General features: G+C 50.3%; 16 protein-coding genes. 7 read left to right on the top strand and 9 right to left on the bottom strand.

Annotation, left to right across the window (positions count from 1 at the left end):
• Window positions 1-83: 83 nt before the first annotated feature.
• Window positions 84-2,753, bottom strand: a complete 2,670-nt coding sequence (gene adhE, locus PsW64_RS16285) for a bifunctional acetaldehyde-CoA/alcohol dehydrogenase (RefSeq protein WP_063304247.1) — start codon at window positions 2,751-2,753, stop codon at window positions 84-86.
• 533 nt (window positions 2,754-3,286) lie between these two features.
• Window positions 3,287-3,925: a pseudouridine synthase gene (locus PsW64_RS16280; protein WP_063304246.1), complete on the bottom strand. Its 639-nt coding sequence runs from the start codon at window positions 3,923-3,925 to the stop codon at window positions 3,287-3,289.
• 151 nt (window positions 3,926-4,076) lie between these two features.
• Here PsW64_RS16280 and PsW64_RS16275 point away from each other — a divergent pair, with 151 nt between their 5' ends.
• Window positions 4,077-4,436: a cupin domain-containing protein gene (locus PsW64_RS16275; RefSeq protein ID WP_063304245.1), complete on the top strand. Its 360-nt coding sequence runs from the start codon at window positions 4,077-4,079 to the stop codon at window positions 4,434-4,436.
• Window positions 4,437-4,624: 188 nt separating this feature from the next.
• Window positions 4,625-4,906 carry an SCP2 sterol-binding domain-containing protein gene (locus PsW64_RS16270; RefSeq protein ID WP_057464754.1) on the top strand — a complete coding sequence of 94 codons (282 nt, stop codon included), beginning with the start codon at window positions 4,625-4,627 and terminating at the stop codon, window positions 4,904-4,906.
• A 61-nt stretch (window positions 4,907-4,967) separates the two neighbouring features.
• Here PsW64_RS16270 and PsW64_RS16265 read toward each other — a convergent pair whose 3' ends face one another.
• Window positions 4,968-5,615, bottom strand: coding sequence for a TetR/AcrR family transcriptional regulator (locus PsW64_RS16265; RefSeq protein WP_063304244.1), 648 nt, complete (start codon window positions 5,613-5,615; stop codon window positions 4,968-4,970).
• Window positions 5,616-5,712: 97 nt separating this feature from the next.
• On the opposite strand from PsW64_RS16265, the gene PsW64_RS16260 reads away from it, so the two are divergent.
• On the top strand, window positions 5,713-6,519 hold the full coding sequence (locus PsW64_RS16260; protein ID WP_057464756.1) for a response regulator transcription factor: 807 nt from the start codon (window positions 5,713-5,715) through the stop codon (window positions 6,517-6,519).
• A 253-nt stretch (window positions 6,520-6,772) separates the two neighbouring features.
• Complete coding sequence (locus tag PsW64_RS16255; RefSeq protein ID WP_063304243.1) at window positions 6,773-7,525, top strand: hypothetical protein; 753 nt, start codon at window positions 6,773-6,775, stop codon at window positions 7,523-7,525.
• Here PsW64_RS16255 and PsW64_RS16250 read toward each other — a convergent pair.
• From PsW64_RS16250 to PsW64_RS16225, 6 genes are all read right to left on the bottom strand, one after another.
• Window positions 7,511-7,936, bottom strand: a complete 426-nt coding sequence (locus PsW64_RS16250; protein WP_063304268.1) for a Fur family transcriptional regulator — start codon at window positions 7,934-7,936, stop codon at window positions 7,511-7,513. The genes PsW64_RS16255 and PsW64_RS16250 overlap by 15 nt on opposite strands.
• Before the next feature lie 119 nt (window positions 7,937-8,055).
• On the bottom strand, window positions 8,056-8,871 hold the full coding sequence (locus tag PsW64_RS16245) for a metal ABC transporter permease (protein WP_063286938.1): 816 nt from the start codon (window positions 8,869-8,871) through the stop codon (window positions 8,056-8,058).
• On the bottom strand, window positions 8,864-9,631 hold the full coding sequence (locus PsW64_RS16240) for an ATP-binding cassette domain-containing protein (protein ID WP_063286937.1): 768 nt from the start codon (window positions 9,629-9,631) through the stop codon (window positions 8,864-8,866). The genes PsW64_RS16245 and PsW64_RS16240 overlap by 8 nt, the downstream gene beginning before the upstream one ends.
• 160 nt (window positions 9,632-9,791) lie before the next feature.
• Entirely contained in the window at window positions 9,792-10,976 is a 1,185-nt protein-coding gene (uxuA, locus tag PsW64_RS16235) for a mannonate dehydratase (protein ID WP_063304242.1), read from the bottom strand.
• Window positions 10,977-11,035: 59 nt separating this feature from the next.
• Complete coding sequence (locus PsW64_RS16230) at window positions 11,036-11,800, bottom strand: FCD domain-containing protein (protein WP_063304241.1); 765 nt, start codon at window positions 11,798-11,800, stop codon at window positions 11,036-11,038.
• A 13-nt stretch (window positions 11,801-11,813) separates the two neighbouring features.
• Window positions 11,814-13,613: a glycoside hydrolase family 2 protein gene (locus PsW64_RS16225; RefSeq protein WP_063304240.1), complete on the bottom strand. Its 1,800-nt coding sequence runs from the start codon at window positions 13,611-13,613 to the stop codon at window positions 11,814-11,816.
• Between the two features lie 655 nt (window positions 13,614-14,268).
• Here PsW64_RS16225 and PsW64_RS16220 point away from each other — a divergent pair.
• Genes PsW64_RS16220 through PsW64_RS16210 form a run of 3 tightly spaced genes read left to right on the top strand, consistent with a single transcriptional unit; the run spans window position 14,269 to window position 18,580 of the window.
• Window positions 14,269-14,793, top strand: coding sequence for a TRAP transporter small permease (locus PsW64_RS16220; RefSeq protein WP_063304239.1), 525 nt, complete (start codon window positions 14,269-14,271; stop codon window positions 14,791-14,793).
• An 11-nt stretch (window positions 14,794-14,804) separates the two neighbouring features.
• A complete protein-coding gene (locus PsW64_RS16215; protein ID WP_057464764.1) occupies window positions 14,805-16,127 on the top strand; it encodes a TRAP transporter large permease in 1,323 nt (440 codons plus the stop codon).
• 53 nt (window positions 16,128-16,180) lie between these two features.
• Window positions 16,181-18,580, top strand: coding sequence for a glycoside hydrolase family 31 protein (locus PsW64_RS16210; RefSeq protein ID WP_063304238.1), 2,400 nt, complete (start codon window positions 16,181-16,183; stop codon window positions 18,578-18,580).
• Window positions 18,581-18,587: the final 7 nt, after the last annotated feature.

The following is an 18,587-nucleotide window of genomic DNA, read 5'->3' as shown; positions in this document are numbered from 1 at the left end:
ACTGTAACGCAAAAACCCCGGAGCAAGTGCCCCGGGGTCTTTTTTCGAGCCGCAATGTTTAGCTTGCAGGAATGGCGTTGGGCTTAAGCTTTCGCTTTAGAGGCCTTTTTCGCTTTTTCCTGCGCAAGATCTACAACATCCTCCGCGCGGCCCTCTACGTAGACGCGACCGTAGTAACCATCGAGAAGGAGCTGTTTGATCTCATCGATCAGTGGGTACCGTGGGTTAGCACCGGTGCACTGGTCATCGAATGCTTCCACTGCGACTTCGTCGAGTTTCGCCATGAACTGCTCTTCAGTGATACCTAGGTCTTTAAAGCCTGCAGGGATCTCAAGAGCCTTCTTGACGCTTTCTACCCAAGCAACCAGTTTCTCAACCTTTGCTTCACGGCTGTCTCCAGCTGTTGTGAGGCCCAGATGGTCAGCAATATCGCCGTACCGGCATTTTGCCTGAGGACGCGCATACTGAGAGAATGCGGTCTGCTTGGTTGGGTTGTCATTTGAGTTGTAGCGGATCACGTTAGAGATCAGCATGGCATTGGCCAAACCGTGCGGTACGTGGAACGCTGCACCTACTTTGTGTGCGATAGAGTGGCAAACACCGAGGAAGGAGTTCGCAAATGCGATACCTGCGATGGTTGCACCGTTGTGCACTTTCTCACGTGCATTCGGGGATTCGGCACCCATTTCGTAGGATTCTACGAGGTTCTCTTTAAGCAGTTTGAGAGCCTGCAGAGCCTGACCATCAGAGTACTCGTTTGCCAGAACAGAGACGTAAGCTTCTGTTGCGTGAGTGATGGCATCAATGCCGCCAAACGCTGTCAGAGACTTCGGCATGTTCATGACAAGGTTCGCATCCACGATAGCCATGTTTGGTGTGAGTTCGTAATCCGCAATTGGGTACTTCATGCCGGTTTCGTCATCAGTCACCACCGCAAACGGGGTTACTTCAGAGCCGGTGCCAGAGGTGGTTGGGATCGCAACCATCTTGGCTTTTTCGCCCATTTTAGGGAACTTGTAGATACGTTTACGAATGTCCATGAAGCGCAATGCCAAATCAGCAAAGTCGACTTCCGGATGTTCGTACATGACCCACATGATCTTTGCTGCATCCATTGGAGAACCACCACCAATTGCAACAATCACATCTGGCTTGAATGCTTTACAAAGGTCGGCACCTTTGCGAACGATGGACAGTGTTGGATCTGCCTCTACTTCGTAGAAGACATCTGTTTCCATGCCCAGGCCTTTGAGAACACGAACAGTCTCATCAGCGTAGCCATTCTTGAACAAGAACCCATCGGTTACGATCAGTGCGCGCTTTTTACCTTCCAGATCACCCAGAGCGATTGGCAGACAGCCGCGACGGAAGTAAATGGATTCAGGCAATTTGTGCCACAGCATGTTTTCAGCTCGCTTCGCAACGGTCTTTTTGTTGATCAGGTGCTTTGGACCTACGTTCTCACTGATGGAGTTACCACCCCAAGAGCCGCAGCCCAGTGTGAGGCTTGGTGCGAGGGAGAAGTTGTAAAGGTCACCAATACCGCCGTGGGATGCAGGAGAGTTGATGAGAATACGGGCAGTCTTCATCCGACGGCCAAATTCTTTCACACGGTCTGCGCAGCGGTCTTGATCTGTATAGAATACTGAGGTGTGACCGATGCCGCCCATGGTGACGAGCTTTTCAGCGGTGTCACATGCGTCTTCAAAGCTTTTTGCCTTGTACATGGCAAGCGTTGGAGACAGCTTTTCGTGTGCGAAAGCTTCGGCTTCACTGGCTTCGGTGACTTCACCAATCAGGATCTTGGTGCCTGCAGGAACTTTTACGCCGGCCATTTCAGCAATTTTTGGTGCTGGCTGACCTACGATCGCTGCGTTGAGTCCACCATTTTTCAGCAGTACATCTTTAACAGCCTGAAGCTCTTTGCCTTTCAGCACGTAGCCCTGGTGGCTGGAGAAGCGCTCTTTAACCTGCTCGTAGATTTCCTCGACAACAATAACAGACTGCTCAGATGCGCAGATCACGCCGTTATCGAATGTTTTGGACATGAGGACAGAAGCAACAAGGCGCTTCACGTCTGCAAACTCATCAACCACAACCGGGGTGTTACCTGCGCCCACGCCGATGGCTGGTTTACCAGAAGAGTAAGCTGCCTTCACCATGCCCGGACCACCGGTTGCGAGGATCAGGTTGATCTCATCGTGTGTCATCAATGCGTTGGAGAGTTCCACTGTTGGAACGTCAATCCAGCCGATGATGTCTTTTGGCGCACCAGCTTTGATTGCTGCGTCCAGAACGATGCGAGCAGCTTCATTGGTTGCCAGCTTTGCACGAGGGTGCGGGCTGAAGATGATACCATTACGGGTCTTCAAAGAAATCAGTGCTTTAAAGATCGCAGTAGAGGTCGGGTTTGTGGTTGGGACAATGCCGCAGATGATGCCTGTTGGTTCTGCGATGGTGATGGTACCAAAGGTGTCATCTTCATCGAGGATACCGCAGGTCTTTTCATCCTTGTATTTGTTGTAGATGTATTCGGAAGCAAACTGGTTTTTGATAACCTTGTCTTCCATTACGCCCATTCCAGTCTCTTCAACCGCCATGCGGGAGAGTGGGATGCGAGCATCCGCAGCAGCCAAAGCCGCTGCACGGAAAATCTTATCTACCTGCTCTTGTGTGTATGTAGCATAAGTCCGTTGCGCTTTTTTAACCCGAGCAACCAGGGCGTCTAATTCTTCGCGATTAGTGACAGGCATTCTCTTCTCCGTAGGCAAAATCCGAAGCAGAAACGTGACAAACTATCCGTACATGTCACAAAACAGCTCTAGGGAGGAAACCGCTCTTCTGTTCGACACAGGTATTATTGGGTCACATTGTACTTTAGGCGCATGACTTAAGTCAAAAATCAGAGATATATGAATAGGATGTCATAAAACTGGCAATCTGAAGGCTACTCTCAGAGACCTGAATTGCCATAATAATCAAACTTGTCATTTATTGCATAGCATTGCATACAGTTTTCACTCGTAAAATCAGTGATATTACACTTTATATTCAATGAGTTAATGCGGAGTGAGATCGCGGTTTTAACCGGGAGATAGCCAGCGATTTGCTTATAGGACAACTGCACTGTCTTATACTGTGTGAAAGTTCTTTTCCTGCAATAATTTGCTGGTAGTTTCACCTAGTACTTGTGAATAGTGCGCTCTGGCTGCACAAAATACGATATTACCCGTATTTAATGTGACTCATTTTTACAAATTCCATGAGTCTGGCAGGTATTGGCGACTTACAGATCCCAAAACGGGCAGGCAGCTGTAAAGGTATTGTATTCGCCACCGATGGGATGACGCAGCTCAAGCGTTTGCGCGTGGAGGTGCAATCGCTCTGAGAACACCAGCGCCTCTCCGTCTGCGTAGAAGCGGTCTCCCACAATGACATGACCAAGCGCGAGCATATGTACGCGAAGCTGGTGAGAGCGGCCTGTGACTGGCATCAGCTTTACAAGGGTTGTCACTTCCTCGCGGTGGACCACCTCCCAACGCGTGAGTGCTGAACGGCCCTGCTCATGGTCAACCATCTGTTTTGGGCGATTGGGCCAGTCACATCGTAGAGGAAGATCAACCTCTCCCTGATCCTCAGAGACGTGCCCCCATACGCGGGCAATGTAAGTTTTTCTCGTCATGCGCTTTTCGAACTGAAGCCCGACATGACGGTGCGCGTCTTTATTCATGGCCATCACAAGCAGGCCAGAGGTATCCATATCCAACCGATGGATGGTTGTTGCTGTTGGGTAGATGGATTGAGCGCGGCTTTCCAAACAGTCCCTATGCTCTTCTGCGCGACCAGGAACACTCAACAAACCACTCGGCTTGTTGAGGACCAGAAGCTGCTCATCCTGATGGACAACATCAAGGAAGGGCTCCATGGGTGGTGCGTAGATAAAGGATGGGCTCGGAGTGTTCATGGAGGGGCTTATAACGGCTTGTAAGCAAACGTCAACGGATGAGCCTGTCTGTGTTGTACGAGACTGCAACAGCCCCATATAACCGTCAGTATCCTGTTTTTATGAGGTTCCTATGATTGGCAATTTTAATTCTGAATTTGAAAAGATCACTGACTACTGGTCCCCTCGCGTCGTCGCTCAAGTGAACGACCAGTATGTTAAGGTTGCCAAGGTCAAAGGAGATCTCGCCTGGCACAAGCATGATGACGAAGATGAACTCTTCTATGTTGTGAAAGGCAGTGTCATTATTGAGTACGAGGGGGAAGCTGTTACCCTAAATGAGGGTGACTTTCATGTTGTCCCCAAAGGTAAAATGCATAACCCGGTTGCTCAAGAGGAATGCTGGATCGTGCTCATTGAGCCGGTAGCGACAAAGCACACTGGCGATGTTGTGACTGAGAAGACGAAGTCTTTGGCGGATCAGCTGGCATAACGCCCTACTAAGGCAGCAGGGCTAATCCCGAATAAGCGGAATCTGGTGTCTTTACATTCAACGCATGCTGAATTACGCTTACGTTAACACGATGCCTGATGCGTAATACGTAGTGCGCTACTTAGAACATCTTAGGCATCTGCCCGGATTTTTCAAACACTGTAATTTAACAGATGGAGGGAACAAATATGAGCATGGACGCACTTTTGAATGACCTGAAAGGCCGCGTAGAATCCAGCGACTTTGACAGCTCAATCAAGTTTGACTGTGGTGACGAAGGTGTTTTGGTGATTGATGGCAATTCCATCTCCACCGACAACAAAGACGTTGATTGCACAATCGGCGTTACCTTTGAAGACCTTCAGTCTCTGATTGCTGGCGATCTGGACCCAACAGCGGCATTCATGCAGGGCAAGTTCACTATTGATGGTGACATGAGCGTTGCAATGAAACTTAGCCAGCTGATGTAATCTCGGCTGCTAAAAGATCGTGCATTCGGGCCACGTGCCCGGATGCCACATAGACTAAAGTCTACGCAGATTCCTGCATTCTATGCTCGATAAGTTGCTGCAAAAACATCGCCCAGTGCTCGATGTAGGCCTGCTTATCTTCTTCCTTCATAAACAAACCATCTGAGCTGATCAGGCCTGTCATCATCTGACGCGAGGCTGTGATGAGCGTACGTGCGATTGTCTGACTTATTTTATTGCTATCAAAAATTGCCAGAATTCGATCGTCAGTCACTTTTGCGAAGTTGTCGAAGGTGGGTTTGATGCGGCGACGCAGCGAGTCTTCCGTTCGCGCTGCAACAAGAATTTCCACCATGGTGAGGTACTCAGGAGAGTTCGCCTGATTCGTCCACCATTTGATAGTCAGCTCAGAAATTCTGCTTTTATCCTCACCGATTTCGTTCAACCACTCCAAAGTCAACCTAACGGATTTCGCGAGCAACCTTTCCAGAACAAAGACCATCAGATCTTCTTTAGTCGAGAAATGATGCTGCAGCGCACCCTGCGAAAATCTGGTCTTTTCGGTAATTTTCTTAATAGATGCACGGTGATAGCCAAATTCGTGCAAACAGCTGATAGCCGCAAGGAGGATCTCCTTACGCATGCGGTCACTCTTCTCTGCCTGAGTAGATTTTCGCGTTTCGCCGGTATCTTGAAAATTATTTTTCATGGAGCCTCACATCAACGCTTGTAAAAAAACCATATGCATGTATTTTTTTCAAGAGATAAGACGAAACACGTAGTGCATAGTTTAGGGAGGAGAAATTATGTATCGGGAGCGTCAGTCCACTGTTGGAACCCTAAGGGAGAAGGTTTCCATGCACACTGTTATTATTGGTGATCCACATCCGGCATTTTCCAGAGCACTTGCGAGTATCTACTCCAATGAGTGTCATGGCGTGAATGTACTTGTGACGAAAAGCTTTTCCGAGTTGCAGACTTGGGTAGAACTTCACCCTTCCGCAGTGGTACTTGTGAACCCTCGTATGAAGGGGGCACCAGGACTCGGCACGGCATCCGCACTGCTGGAGACCTATGAGATTTCCAGCCTTGTCATGCTGCTTGAGCAAGACAATCCGGGCCTTGCAGATTACTTCATTGCCCGTGGTGCAAGTGCAGCTGTTCCAAAGACTGCTGATTTTTCTGTCTTCAAAGCGATTTTGACCGGCGGCACTGTTGAGGTGACCACAGAATCCGAAGATGCACAGAACGCATTTGGTATCGACTTTTATGAAGGTCTGGCCAATCTGACACGCCGTCAGGCAACCATTTTGACTTACTTGAAAGAAGGTAAGTTGAACAAACAGATCGCTCATGAGCTCGGAATTTCCGAAGCGACCGTGAAGCATCATGTTTCTGCACTGCTGAGCACCCTGGGCTTCTATTCCCGCTCTCAGCTGGTCGCAATGATCAATGAGCTGGGCATCAACGTGGATTATCGTGGCGGTAACCGCAAAGCAGCGCGAGCCAAGACCAATGCACGCCGCGGAGCCAATGGCTACAAAATCTCAGGCGCGGGCGCTGGTGTGACACCGTCCTCCACATTGCAGCCAACGTATGTTGCAGCTCCTTAAACGGAACTGACACACCTGTGGCGAGAATACCGCTCCCTCGCCGCAGTTTATTCTCCTTCCTTTTACGGGTGATACAGCAACGACCAGTCCAACAGGTGGCATTGCTGTAGCGCTCTTGCCACAGCAAGCAATTTGTTTTTCCAGTTTGACTATTTGCGCCTTACACGCACTTGCCGTAGCGTCAACTTTTCCTCATTATTGATTTTGTAGGCTCCCAAGGCCCGGCTTCAATCTTTCAGAGGACTAGAAAACTGTGCAGCCAAGCGATTTTGCCAGTTTGAGCGACCTTGAGGTCATTTGGAGCGATCATGGCGGTATATGTCCGATCCCCACGCGCACCCTTGTTGCTTCTGATTTACTCTTAAGCATCGGTCCCTCACCCGACAGAGAGTTTGACCAGACGTTTCAACGTATTTCTGGTGCACTTGTGCTTGCCTATGGAGATCCGCTCTATAATGGTGGGCTCCGCATTATAGACGAAGCTGTCGCGCCTGAGCAGAGCCAGTTGAACCTTGTGTTTTCGTCCAAACATCAAGGCCACTTCAACACGGTTAGCCATGAAGCCTTCTACAACAACGAAAATGCGCTATATGTTCCGTTTCGAAATTGGAGCGAAGTACACCCGGAGGACGACATTGAAGGTCTGTTCGGGGATTACTCACCCGGCATTTTCCTGAGGTATGTGGTGAGTGAACGTACACGCTCGTTCCCGGATATCCTTGCAAGACTTGCAGAACGAGCTACTGGGTTACAGGTGTGTAGTAAGAATCGATCCCTGCTGTTTTCCAGCCTCTCCGAACTTCGACGAAAACTTCCAAGTGATCTTATTCTTGTCGATGGCAGCGGGTTTGGCGGCCAACCAACGTCGCGCCAACAGAAGAAGCCTTTGCTTTACACGACAAACTGGATTTCGCGAGAACTGATCGAACCTTCAGAACTGCACCACACAGAGAGTGATGTACCCAGCCTCTTTGATCTACGGCGCAGATTTTCACTCAGTTCCTGAAGAGTTTTCCAACTTTCCTTGGCAGGATGCACAGGTGCCTTTAATCTCGATGGAGGTTGATTTGGCATCAAAGCCATTCGCGCTGGCCCAACCGCTCAGAATTTCCGCGACATCATTGTCAGCAAATTCCAGCGCCTTGCCACAAGCTTCACAAATCGCAAAGCCAACCATCTCTACAGAATGACATGAGGGATGTGCACACGCGACAAAAGCGTTCATACTTTCGAGACGATGGATCAGGCCCAGCCCGATGAGCTTGTCCAGAGCACGGTAGACCTGCAATGGTGCGCGAAGTCCCTCAGAGCGAAGTTGATCCAAAATGGAGTACGCACTCATAGGTGCATCTGAAGCGCACAGCAAATCCAGAACCAGACGCTGATTTTTAGTGAGCTTCACTTCTGCAGTTGCCATTGCCACTTCTTTCACTCCAAAGCTTGTTGCGTTCCTATGCATTCACGCATCAAGCCAGAACACTTTGTTCTCAAGCGTCTTCTTATCCAAAAACTGGAACCACTTTTGGGGAATACGCTCTACTGCCCTCGCTCCTTTCCCAATACTCTGTTTATCAGCCGGGATGCAAACAATGAAAGCAAAAATAAGCACAGGCTGGCCACAACGATGGATGGACCGGATGCGCTGTCAAACTGCAGTGAGCCTTCCAGACCAAGGATAACACTCGCCACACCGATGATAGATGAGGCAACGGCCATTTGCTCCGGTGTTCTGGCAAACCAGCGCGCTGTCGCTGCTGGGATAATCAGAAGCGCAGTGATCAGCAAAACGCCGACAATCTTCATGGCAATAGCAATGATTGCTGCCATCATGACCATAAAAACGAGCTGTGTCAGGTCTGGATTGAAACCTTCAGCTTCCGCCAGTTCCCGATTGACCGTGGACGCCAGCAATGGGCGCCAGAGAAAGTACATCAAACCGAGAATAACTGCGGCGCAGGCGTAAATTGCAATGACGTCCTCATTGCCAACAGCGAGGATATCCCCAAACAGCAAAGAGAGCAGATCAAAACGCACTGAGCTCATGAACGCAATCAGGACCATGCCGAGCGCAAGAGCCGAATGCGACAATAACCCCAGCAAAGCATCCGTTGAGAGCGCCCCCCGTTTTTGCAAGATGAGCAAACACAAGGAGACCGTTACTGTCACACCCAGTACGCCTACCATGAGATTGATGTTCAACAGGAAGGCAAGCGCAACGCCAAGAAGCGCTGAGTGGGACATGGTATCGCCGAAATAGGCCATCCGACGCCAGACGACGAAGCAGCCGAGTGGTCCGCTGACGAGAGCAAGTCCAATCCCCGCCAACATGGCTCTTAGAATAAAATCATCCATGATTGCAGCAGTCTCCAGAATCCCCTTTGGATGGAACAATTGTTCCGTCGGCCTTGTGGCTGTGGTCGTGATGATGGTGGTAGATCGCCAGAGACTGTGAGGCAGCATCCCCGAAGAGCTGCTTGTAGGCATCAGAAGCTGCCACATGTTCCGGTGCGCCGCTGCAGCACACATGGCCGTTAAGGCAGACCACTGTATCTGTCTGCGCCATCACCACGTGCAAGTCGTGCGAAATGAGCAGGATACCGCAGTTCAGTTCCTCACGAATTTGGAGGATCAGATTGTAAAGAGCTATCTCACCGGAATAGTCGACACCCTGTACCGGCTCATCCAGAACGAGAAGGTCTGGTGTGCGCAGGATCGCTCTTGCCAACAGTGCTCTTTGATATTCACCACCCGAAAGCTGCTGCACATTGGCATTGATGAGATGCGAGATGCCCGTTTTCTCCAGCACCTTATCAATCTCAGCCCTAGACGGTTTGGCGGTCAGGCTCATCAAGCGGCCGACAGTCAAAGGCATTGTCCAGTCCACGGCAAGCTTTTGAGGGACATAGCCGACTTTGAGATTGGGTTTGCGCTTGATCTTTCCGGCATCTGCTTTCAACACGCCTAATGCGGTTTTCGCGGTCGTGCTTTTGCCAGCTCCATTCGGCCCGATGAGCGTTACAATCTCACCAGCTTTCACACTCAGAGTCACATTCTGGATCAACCAACGGCCTTGCCGTTTGATCCCAACTCCATCCATCTCAATCAATTGCACAATAGGCACCTCAACTCACCGTGGGCAGCACCACGAAGGGGATGGCTTTTATATGTTATGTAATAATATTACACAAATAAAATATTCGTTGATTTCACAGTGAGTACAAAAAAGCCGGAGCAATGCCCCGGCTTATCGATGTTTGTTTTCTGAATTTAGCTTATGCAGGTTCGCGCATCGCTCGTATTGCTGTTTCAACACCGCGTAACTCTGCAAGGCCACGCAAACGGCCCACTGCTGGATAACCCGGCGCAGATTTCATTTGCAGGTCTGAGAGCATGGCATGGCCGTGGTCTGGGCGGAACGGTATCAGATCATCAGAGCCAGATGCTTTCCTACGCTCTTCTTCATCCACCAAGGCTGAGATCACACCAACCATATCAACATCACCAGTCAGATGGTCCGCCTCGTGGAAGGACAGCGGATTGTCTTCGCGTTTGGTGGCCCGCAGGTGGACGAAATGGATGCGCTTGGCATAGCGTTGCACAATGCCTACAAGATCATTATCAGCCCGAACACCCAGAGAGCCAGTGCAGAATGTAAAGCCGTTTTCAGGTACATCGACTGCCTTCGAAATATATTCATAATCGGATTCAGTTGAGCATACCCGCGGTAAGCCCAGCAGCGGGCGCGGAGGATCATCCGGATGGATTGCCATCACCGCTCCAGTTTCTGCACACACTGGAATGACCTCTTTGAGGAACAGCGCCAGATGCTCTCTTAGCTTATCCGCATCAATGCCGTTGTAGCGCTCCAGGTGGGCGCGAATATCTGCAACCGTGTAGGATTCTTCCGACCCAGGAAGGCCGGCCAGGATCGTTCTAACCAATCCATCTTTATCTTCCTGAGACATCGCCTCGAAGACAGCGGTTGCGCGCGCAACTTCTTCTGCAGAGTATTCTTCTTTAGCGTTCGGGCGCTCGAGCATGAAGATATCGAAGGCTGTGAAGACATCTGCATCAAAGCGAAGACAGGTCGCGCCTGTTTCTAGTTCGTAGGTCAGATCTGTACGTGTCCAGTCAAGTACAGGCATGAAGTTGTAGCAGATCTTGGTGATGCCGCAGGCCACTAGATTGCGGATAGATTGCTTATAGGTCTCGATATACTTTTCGAAATCCCCAGTGCGCGTTTTTATATGCTCATGGACCGGAACACTTTCGACAACAGACCAGACAAGACCGGCAGCTTCGATCTCGTCTTTGCGCTTTTGAATTTCTTCAACTGGCCACACTACGCCATTCGGGATGTGATGGAGAGCGGTGACAATGCCCGTTGCCCCTGCCTGCCGAACATCTTTGAGAGTGACCGGATCATGTGGGCCATACCAGCGCCAAGTCTGTTCCATGTTTAGCTCTTTGCTTTTCAAATTTTGGGGCCAAAGCCCGGTTTAACATTTCACTTCGGTTATTTTTTGAGATCGCTCACCGCTGCCAGCGGATCGGTATCAAACAGGTATGCGTCAAATGCAGGATCATCGACATCTGAAAGCTCCAACAGTGTCATGCGCACATTCTCCAGATGCTGCCACATGGCTTGTCGGGCCATTTGCGGATCCCGGCATTGCAGCGCCGACAGGATTGCCTGGTGATCATCCAACCACTTAATCTGATAGCCTTGGTCAAAGATGCGCTGATGCAGTTGCTCCCACATGCGAGAACGCTTGCGCAGGGTCCAAAGATGCTCAACAGACTCAGTCAGGACAGAGTTCTGGCTTGCCTGAGCGACCAGACGGTGGAATTCCTCGTCAGCTTTGTGACTTCCCGAACCAGATTCAATTTCAACCCGTTCCTTTGCCAGCGTCTCGCGCATCTGCATCACATCAGCTTTGGTCGCCATTGTTGCGGCAAAAGCTGCAATGTTGCTTTCCAGCAGCTGGCGAGCCTGCAGCAGTTCAAATGGGCCAATGTCCTGCTCTAGTGAACTGTCTGGTGTCACATCGCCCGGAAGACGGAGGACATAAGTACCTGAGCCTTTGCGGACGTCGACAAGTCCCTGCACTTCCAACATGATCATCGCGTCTCTGACCAGCGACCGACTAACGCCCAGATCCTCAGAAATCTTGCGCTCTGTAGGGAGCTTGTCACCAATTGCAAAAGCACCGTTCGCCAAATCGCGAACCAGCTCTTCTGCCACATCCTGATAACGTCTTCTGTTCGAGTCTAATGTCATGGTGCAATCCAGATCAGTTTTTCGCTTTCAGCTCTGCATAAAAATCTGCAAGAAGTTTGAAGGCTGTTTTCTTTGTTTTCTTGTCTGAGGCGATCAAGCCTTTGCGGTTCCAGCCTTGCTGGAACATATTCTGTCGACGTTCGACACGGAAATCATAGAGGATCCATGGTGAGATGCCCTTTACGAATTCTCGCTGGCGTAAGGTGGCAATCTGCTTGCGGTAAACCTCAGCCATGTAACTCTCACTGAAGAAGCCCTTCTCCAGTTTCCCCTCACCGATGTAACCATCTGCACCAGTTTCGGAGATGACCACAGGTTTGCCCGGCTCGGAGTTGTCCAGGAAGTCGATCAGGTCGTCGAAATTCTCCTCATACCAACCATAGTACTCGTTAATGCCGATCACATTGATATGCTGGATCAGGCGATCCTCGATACGGTTCTTGGTGTGGTTCACGAGACAGGCAGCAGAAGTCAGACGTGTCGGGTCCATCTCTTTTGCAGTATCAACCAGATGCTTCATGAACGAGAGGCGCTCGTCAGTGTCTGGGTTCTCGTTTCCAACAGACCAGATGACGACAGATGCTCTGTTGCGATCACGCTTGATCAGCTCCTGAAGCTGGTTGCGGGCGTCTTTGAGGGTATCCGGGTTCTTGAAGTCGATTGCCCAGTAAACCGGAATTTCCTCCCAAAGAAGAATGCCTTCGCGGTCTGCCATTTTTGCCGCGCGTTCATCGTGCGGGTAATGGGCGAACCGCATGAAATTGCAGTTCAGCTCTTTAGCATGTCGGAACCGTTGCTCCAGATCCTCATCACGCAAGACTTTACCGGTAAACTCGTCATCCTCGTGCACGGAGATGCCTCGAAAAAAGATTGGCTTGCCATTGAGCTGAACGTCCGTTCCGACTTGATCTATCTGACGGAACCCGATCATGTCTTCGACACGATCTTCTCCAACAGAGGCTGTTGCCTGATAGAGGCGCGGGTGTTCTGGTGACCACAGCTCTGGTTTTGATGGGATAACCAGTTTTCCGAACCCGTCTTTGTCAACGGGAACCTCAGACTTGATGCCCAACTCTTTGAATTCGACTGTGACGGACGCTCTGTCTGGGCCGTTGACCTGCAGCTCAATCACGATTTTATCGTAGGAGCTGTCAGGGATCAGGTAAGCGAAGAAATCTGAGATGAATGTTTTCGGGGTTCTATAGAGCTCTACGTCCCGATAAATGCCACCGTAGTTGAACCAATCGGTATTTCGCATCGGGACACGATCCAGCGTGCGGGTGTTGTTTACGCACAGCATCAACCAGTTGCGACCCGATTTTGCGTGATCGGTTAGCTCTACATTGAATGGTGTGGACCCGCCGTAGTGGTTGCCGAGAAACTCGCCATTCAGGAACACCTTACAATCGTACTGCGCTGCTCCAACTCTCAGGAACAAGCGCTCGTCTTCCGACAGTTCATCCAGATCCAGCGAGCGGGTGTACCACGCACTGCCTTCAAAGAAGTACCATTTGTCCTTGAGCATGGACCAGCACGAAGGGACTGGAACCGTTTCGCCTGCATAAGGGTCGTAATCGTAAGGCTCAGTCTTATCTTCCCGCGCTTCTGGAGTGAAAGAGAACCATTTCTGACGCAGGCCGGTATCTAGCAGGTCGACGCAGAAGTTCCACTCTCCGTTTAGCGACTCAGCCTTACGGCCGCCGGTGAAAATCAGCGTGCTGCTGTTCAGATTCTGCTTATTGAAAGGAACGTCATAGTCCTCATCATGCAAGCAAGCCAGGCCGTTATCGGCACCTTCCATCCGCTCAAGCATCACTGATCCTCGTTGACCAATATTGGTTTCGTCGTTGTTGGGACATCCGTCCAAGTTGGTCGACCTATTTGTGTGTATTTGAGAAAATCAGGCGAATGTGCCATTGATCTGAAAATCATCACACCGGGACCTCTGTACACTCAAAGAGTGTCATCATTCCGAAATGTATGTATCAAACCAATAGTCCAAACTCTCAAGCTACTGTTATAAATAGTTTAAATAGCTGACTGAGAGCTTGTTCCCCTTCCCTTTGCCTCAGAATACATCTTTCAGCACGCTACCATTGGTTGGCGTTGCTCCCGTCTCTACATCTTCCTTGAAAAACAAGAGGTCAGAGCAATTCCGCTGATACCGTTGAATTGTGGAGAAAGGAGATCAACCAAACCTCTCTCCACACATGTCACATTTGTACAAAACTGCGACATTGTCAAACCATTTTATCATATTGGTTGACCAATAATCAAAAATCAGCAATTAATTGGAGGAGAGGTAATTTAATTGGATTCATTGGATATCCGTAGATTTGCAGATCTCCAACTGAAACCCTCTCACGAATTCAAGATCTCCTGAACAACCCCTCAGGAGAAATTGGTCGCCCACTGTAGATTCTTTCTGCATACTGAGCCCGCGCCTTCACCTGGATTAGGGAAATAAAATGCAAGCGCTGACCAAAATAGTTAACACGATCCTCAAGGCCGTCACGGTGTCGGTTTTTGTCGTGCTCGTGGTGTGTGTGGTTTGGCAGGTTTTTTCGAGATACGTTCTTGGCACGCCAAGCACCGTGACCGATGAACTTGCTCGTTTCATGTTTATGTGGATCGGCCTGATTGGTGCGGCCTATACGCTTGGAATGCGAAGACACCTGGCAATTGATCTTTTAACCGGCTCGCTGGTCGGCAATCGGAAATTGTTTTCAGATTACTTCATCATTCTGGCGATCGCCTTCTTCTCAGGTGTTGTCATGCTTTACGGCGGCGGACAACTGGTCCTGAAGACACTCGCGAACGGGCAAGTCTCGCCCGCTCTTCGCGTTCCAATGGGCTACATCTACGCAGCTATTCCGTTCTCTGGCGGCATCATGCTGTTCTACTGCATTGAGTTCTTCATTGGTCTCGTCAATGGCACGGGTACAGGTCCAAACGACCAGATGCCTGATGCCGCTGATCCTGCTGCAAAATAAGAGTAAGTCTGATGGAATTTTTAAGTAGTGAGCTTCAAAGCGGTCTTATTCTGTTTGGTGTGTTTGGCATTCTCGTTACACTCGGCGTGCCGATCTCCTTTGCAATCGGGCTGGCGGCAACAGCAACAATCACCTTTCTGATCTCGTTTGATCAGGCCCTTTTTGTTGTTTCACAGAAGATGGCGAGTGGTCTGGACAGCTTCACACTGTTGGCGATCCCGTTCTTCATTCTCGCTGGCAACATCATGAACTCTGGCGGTATCGCACGCCGCTTGATTGAGCTGGCCAAGATTGTTGGCGGACGTTTGCCGGGGGCTTTGGCACACGTCAACGTGCTGGCAAATATGTTGTTTGGCTCCATTTCGGGCTCTGCTGTAGCCTCTGCTGCTGCAATCGGTGGCATCATGTCTCCGCTACAGCGCAAAGAAGGCTATGACCCTGCCTTTTCTGCTGCGGTGAATGCAGCCTCCTGCCCAACTGGCATGCTGATCCCACCTTCCTCAACGCTGATCGTTTACTCTCTGATCTCTGGCGGCACATCCGTGGCAACGCTGTTCGTTGCCGGATACTTGCCAGGTATCCTGATGGGTCTTGGTGTGATGGTTGTGGCTGGTATCGTTGCTGCGAAACGTGGCTATCCACTGATCCCGCTGCCAAGTTTCAAAGAGATCCTCTTCAAAATCGCTGATGCTTTCCTGCCGTTGTTGCTCATCTTCATCATCATGGGTGGAATCATTGGTGGTGTCTTTACTGCCACAGAAGCTTCTGCTGTGGCAGTGGTTTACACCTTGCTACTGGCGGTTGGCATTTACCGCGAAGTGAAGGTCACTGATCTACCCACCATCATTCTTGAGAGTGCCATTACCAGTTCCATCGTGCTGCTTCTGATTGGTTGTTCTATCGGCATGTCCTGGGCCATGACATTCTCTGACATTCCATACGCAATTGGTGAAGCACTGGCGAATGTCTCAGAAAACCCATTCATCATCATGCTGGTGATCAACATCTGCCTGCTGGTAATTGGCACCTTTATGGACATGACCCCTGCGCTGCTGATCTTCACACCAATCTTCCTGCCTGTCGCGACTGAGCTTGGCATGGATCCTGTGCACTTCGGTATTATGATGACCTACAACCTGTGCATCGGCATCATTACGCCGCCAGTGGGCAGTGCGTTGTTCATCAGTTGCTCTGTAGGCAAAGTTGCTATTCAGGATCTGATCAAACCAATGCTGCCATTCTATGCAGCGGTGATTTCCATCCTGATGCTGGTGACTTTCATTCCAGAAATCAGCCTGTTCCTGCCGCGCGTCATTCTTGGTTACGGCGGATAACAGACAGACACTTTGCAACCATAACAACACCCAACAAAACTGGTTGAAGCATAATGAAAACGCTAGGTAAGTGGTCCTACATCGAGACCGAACAGAACCGGGTTGACCTGCTTGTAGATAACAAGCATCTGCTTTCTCTGTTCGTTCTTGAAGACAAGCTTGTTCGGGTTCTTTTGCGCAAGAATAGTGAGTTCCGGCAAGGACGAACATGGTCCATCACTCCGGCAGAAACACCGGTACCGCTTGAAGGCCGGTCTCGTCTTTCTGTCGAAGGCTTTTCGCTGCCAGAGTTTAAGCAAGAGCTTGCAGAGGACACACTTACACTGGAGACGCGGGCTTTACGCGTCTGCGTGAAAACGCCGCTTCAGATAATCTGGGAGGCAAAAAGCGAAGACGGGTCATACCAGGTTATCGCCAGCGAACGGCCTACAGGCGCTTATATGCTAGGCGTCAAAGACCACAAGAACTCGCATTTCTTCAGCCAATCTGCAGATGACCGGATTTATGGCCTCGGTGAAAAAGCTGGCAATCTGCTGCGCAATGGTCGCCGCTACGAAATGCGTAATCTGGATGCGATGGGGTATGATGCAGAGACCACCGACCCACTTTACAAGCATCTGCCGTTTACGCTGACACGCACCGGTTCTGGCGTCTCTTATGGGGTGTTCTACGACAATCTTGCGAGCTGCTGGTTTGATCTTGGCAATGAGATCGACAACTATCATCAGCCTTACAGATCATACCGTGCTGAAGACGGAGATCTGGACTATTATTTTATGCTCGGCCCTTCCCTACTGGAGGTGACCAAGACGCAGGTTTGGCTGACTGGCAAGCATATCTTCCCGCCGAAATGGAGCCTCGGGTATTCCGGCTCGACCATGTATTACACCGATGCGGAGAATGCGCAGGAACAGTTGGAAGGCTTTGTTGATCTGATCAAAGAGCACGCCATTCCTTGCGATAGTTTCCAGCTCTCCTCCGGTTACACATCGATTGGCTCCAAACGCTATGTGTTCAACTGGAACTACGAGAAATGTCCTGATCCAAAGGCCATGACCTCAAAGTTTCTGGATGCTGGCGTTCATCTCGCTGCGAACATCAAGCCATGTCTACTACAGGACCATCCTATGTATGGTGATGTGGCAGCGAAAGGCCTGTTCATTCAAGACAGTGAGGTTGATCAGCCAGAGCGGTCTCTGTTCTGGGATGATGAAGGTTCTCACCTCGACTTCACCAATCCGGATACTGTGAGTTGGTGGAAAGCCAACGTCACCGAGCAGTTGCTTGAGCGCGGTATCGGTTCTACCTGGAACGACAACAACGAGTATGAGATCTGGGATTTCTCTGCTCGCTGTCAGGGGTTTGGTGAAGAGATTGACGTCGGGCTCATTCGTCCGCTTCATTCTTTCCTGATGATGCGTGCCTCTTATGAAGCACAGGTGGAGTATGCATCGGAAGAGCGCCCTTATCTTATCTCTCGCAGTGGCTGTCCCGGCTTGCAACGCTATGTACAGACGTGGACTGGTGATAACCGAACTGACTGGAACAACCTGAAATACAACATCAAGATGGGTCTCGGGCTGTCGATGTCAGGTATCTACAATGTCGGCCACGATGTGGGCGGCTTCTCTGGTGCTCGTCCTGATCCTGAGTTGTTTGTACGCTGGGTTCAAAATGGCGTCATGCATCCGCGTTTCACGATCCATTCGTGGAATGATGATGCAACGGTCAATGAAGCCTGGATGTATCCGGAAGTTACGCCCCTCATCCGCAATGCCATCCAACTGCGTCAGCATCTGATGCCGTATTTCTACACCATGCTGCACGACATGCATGTGATGGATGAGCCGCTTTTGCGCCCAACATTCCTTGATCACGAAGGAGACGCGCGCACCTTTGCGGAGACGGATGATTATCTGCTCGGCAAGGACCTGTTGGTTGCTTCTGTGGTTGAGCAAGGAGCGACAATACGTGAGGTTTATCTGCCAGATAATGGCGATGGCTGGTACGAATTCGATACAGGCGCGTATCACAAGAGCGGACAGACCATCGTTGTTGATGCACCTTTGGAACGCCTCCCCCTGTTCGTGCGTGCTGGTACCGTCATTCCGCTTGCTAACCCAACAGCTAAAAACACCACTGAGTGCCATCTTGAAGCCCTGGCGATCTTCCCGTTCCAAAGCGCCGGAAAGCGAGAGCTTGCTGTTTTTGAAGATGATGGCATCAGCCATAAATGGCTCGATGGCACGCACAGCACCTTGCATATGATTCTTTCCTGCAGTTCCAACGAGCAAATTTTAACTTTGTGCCGCAGCGGTTCACTTGAGATTGATGGACGAGAACTTTCCGTTTTCATCAAAGGCCGCTCACCGAATGGTCTTGTTCCGACTGTGGTCGTGAACGGACAAAAGGTTTCGGATGACACTCACACTTTCTCACTCAATGAGCTTTGATAAGGTC

The sequence above is a fragment of the Pseudovibrio sp. W64 genome (genome assembly GCF_001623145.1).
In the GTDB taxonomy this organism is placed as follows: domain Bacteria; phylum Pseudomonadota; class Alphaproteobacteria; order Rhizobiales; family Stappiaceae; genus Pseudovibrio.
This window is presented reverse-complemented; position numbering and strand designations above follow the sequence as displayed.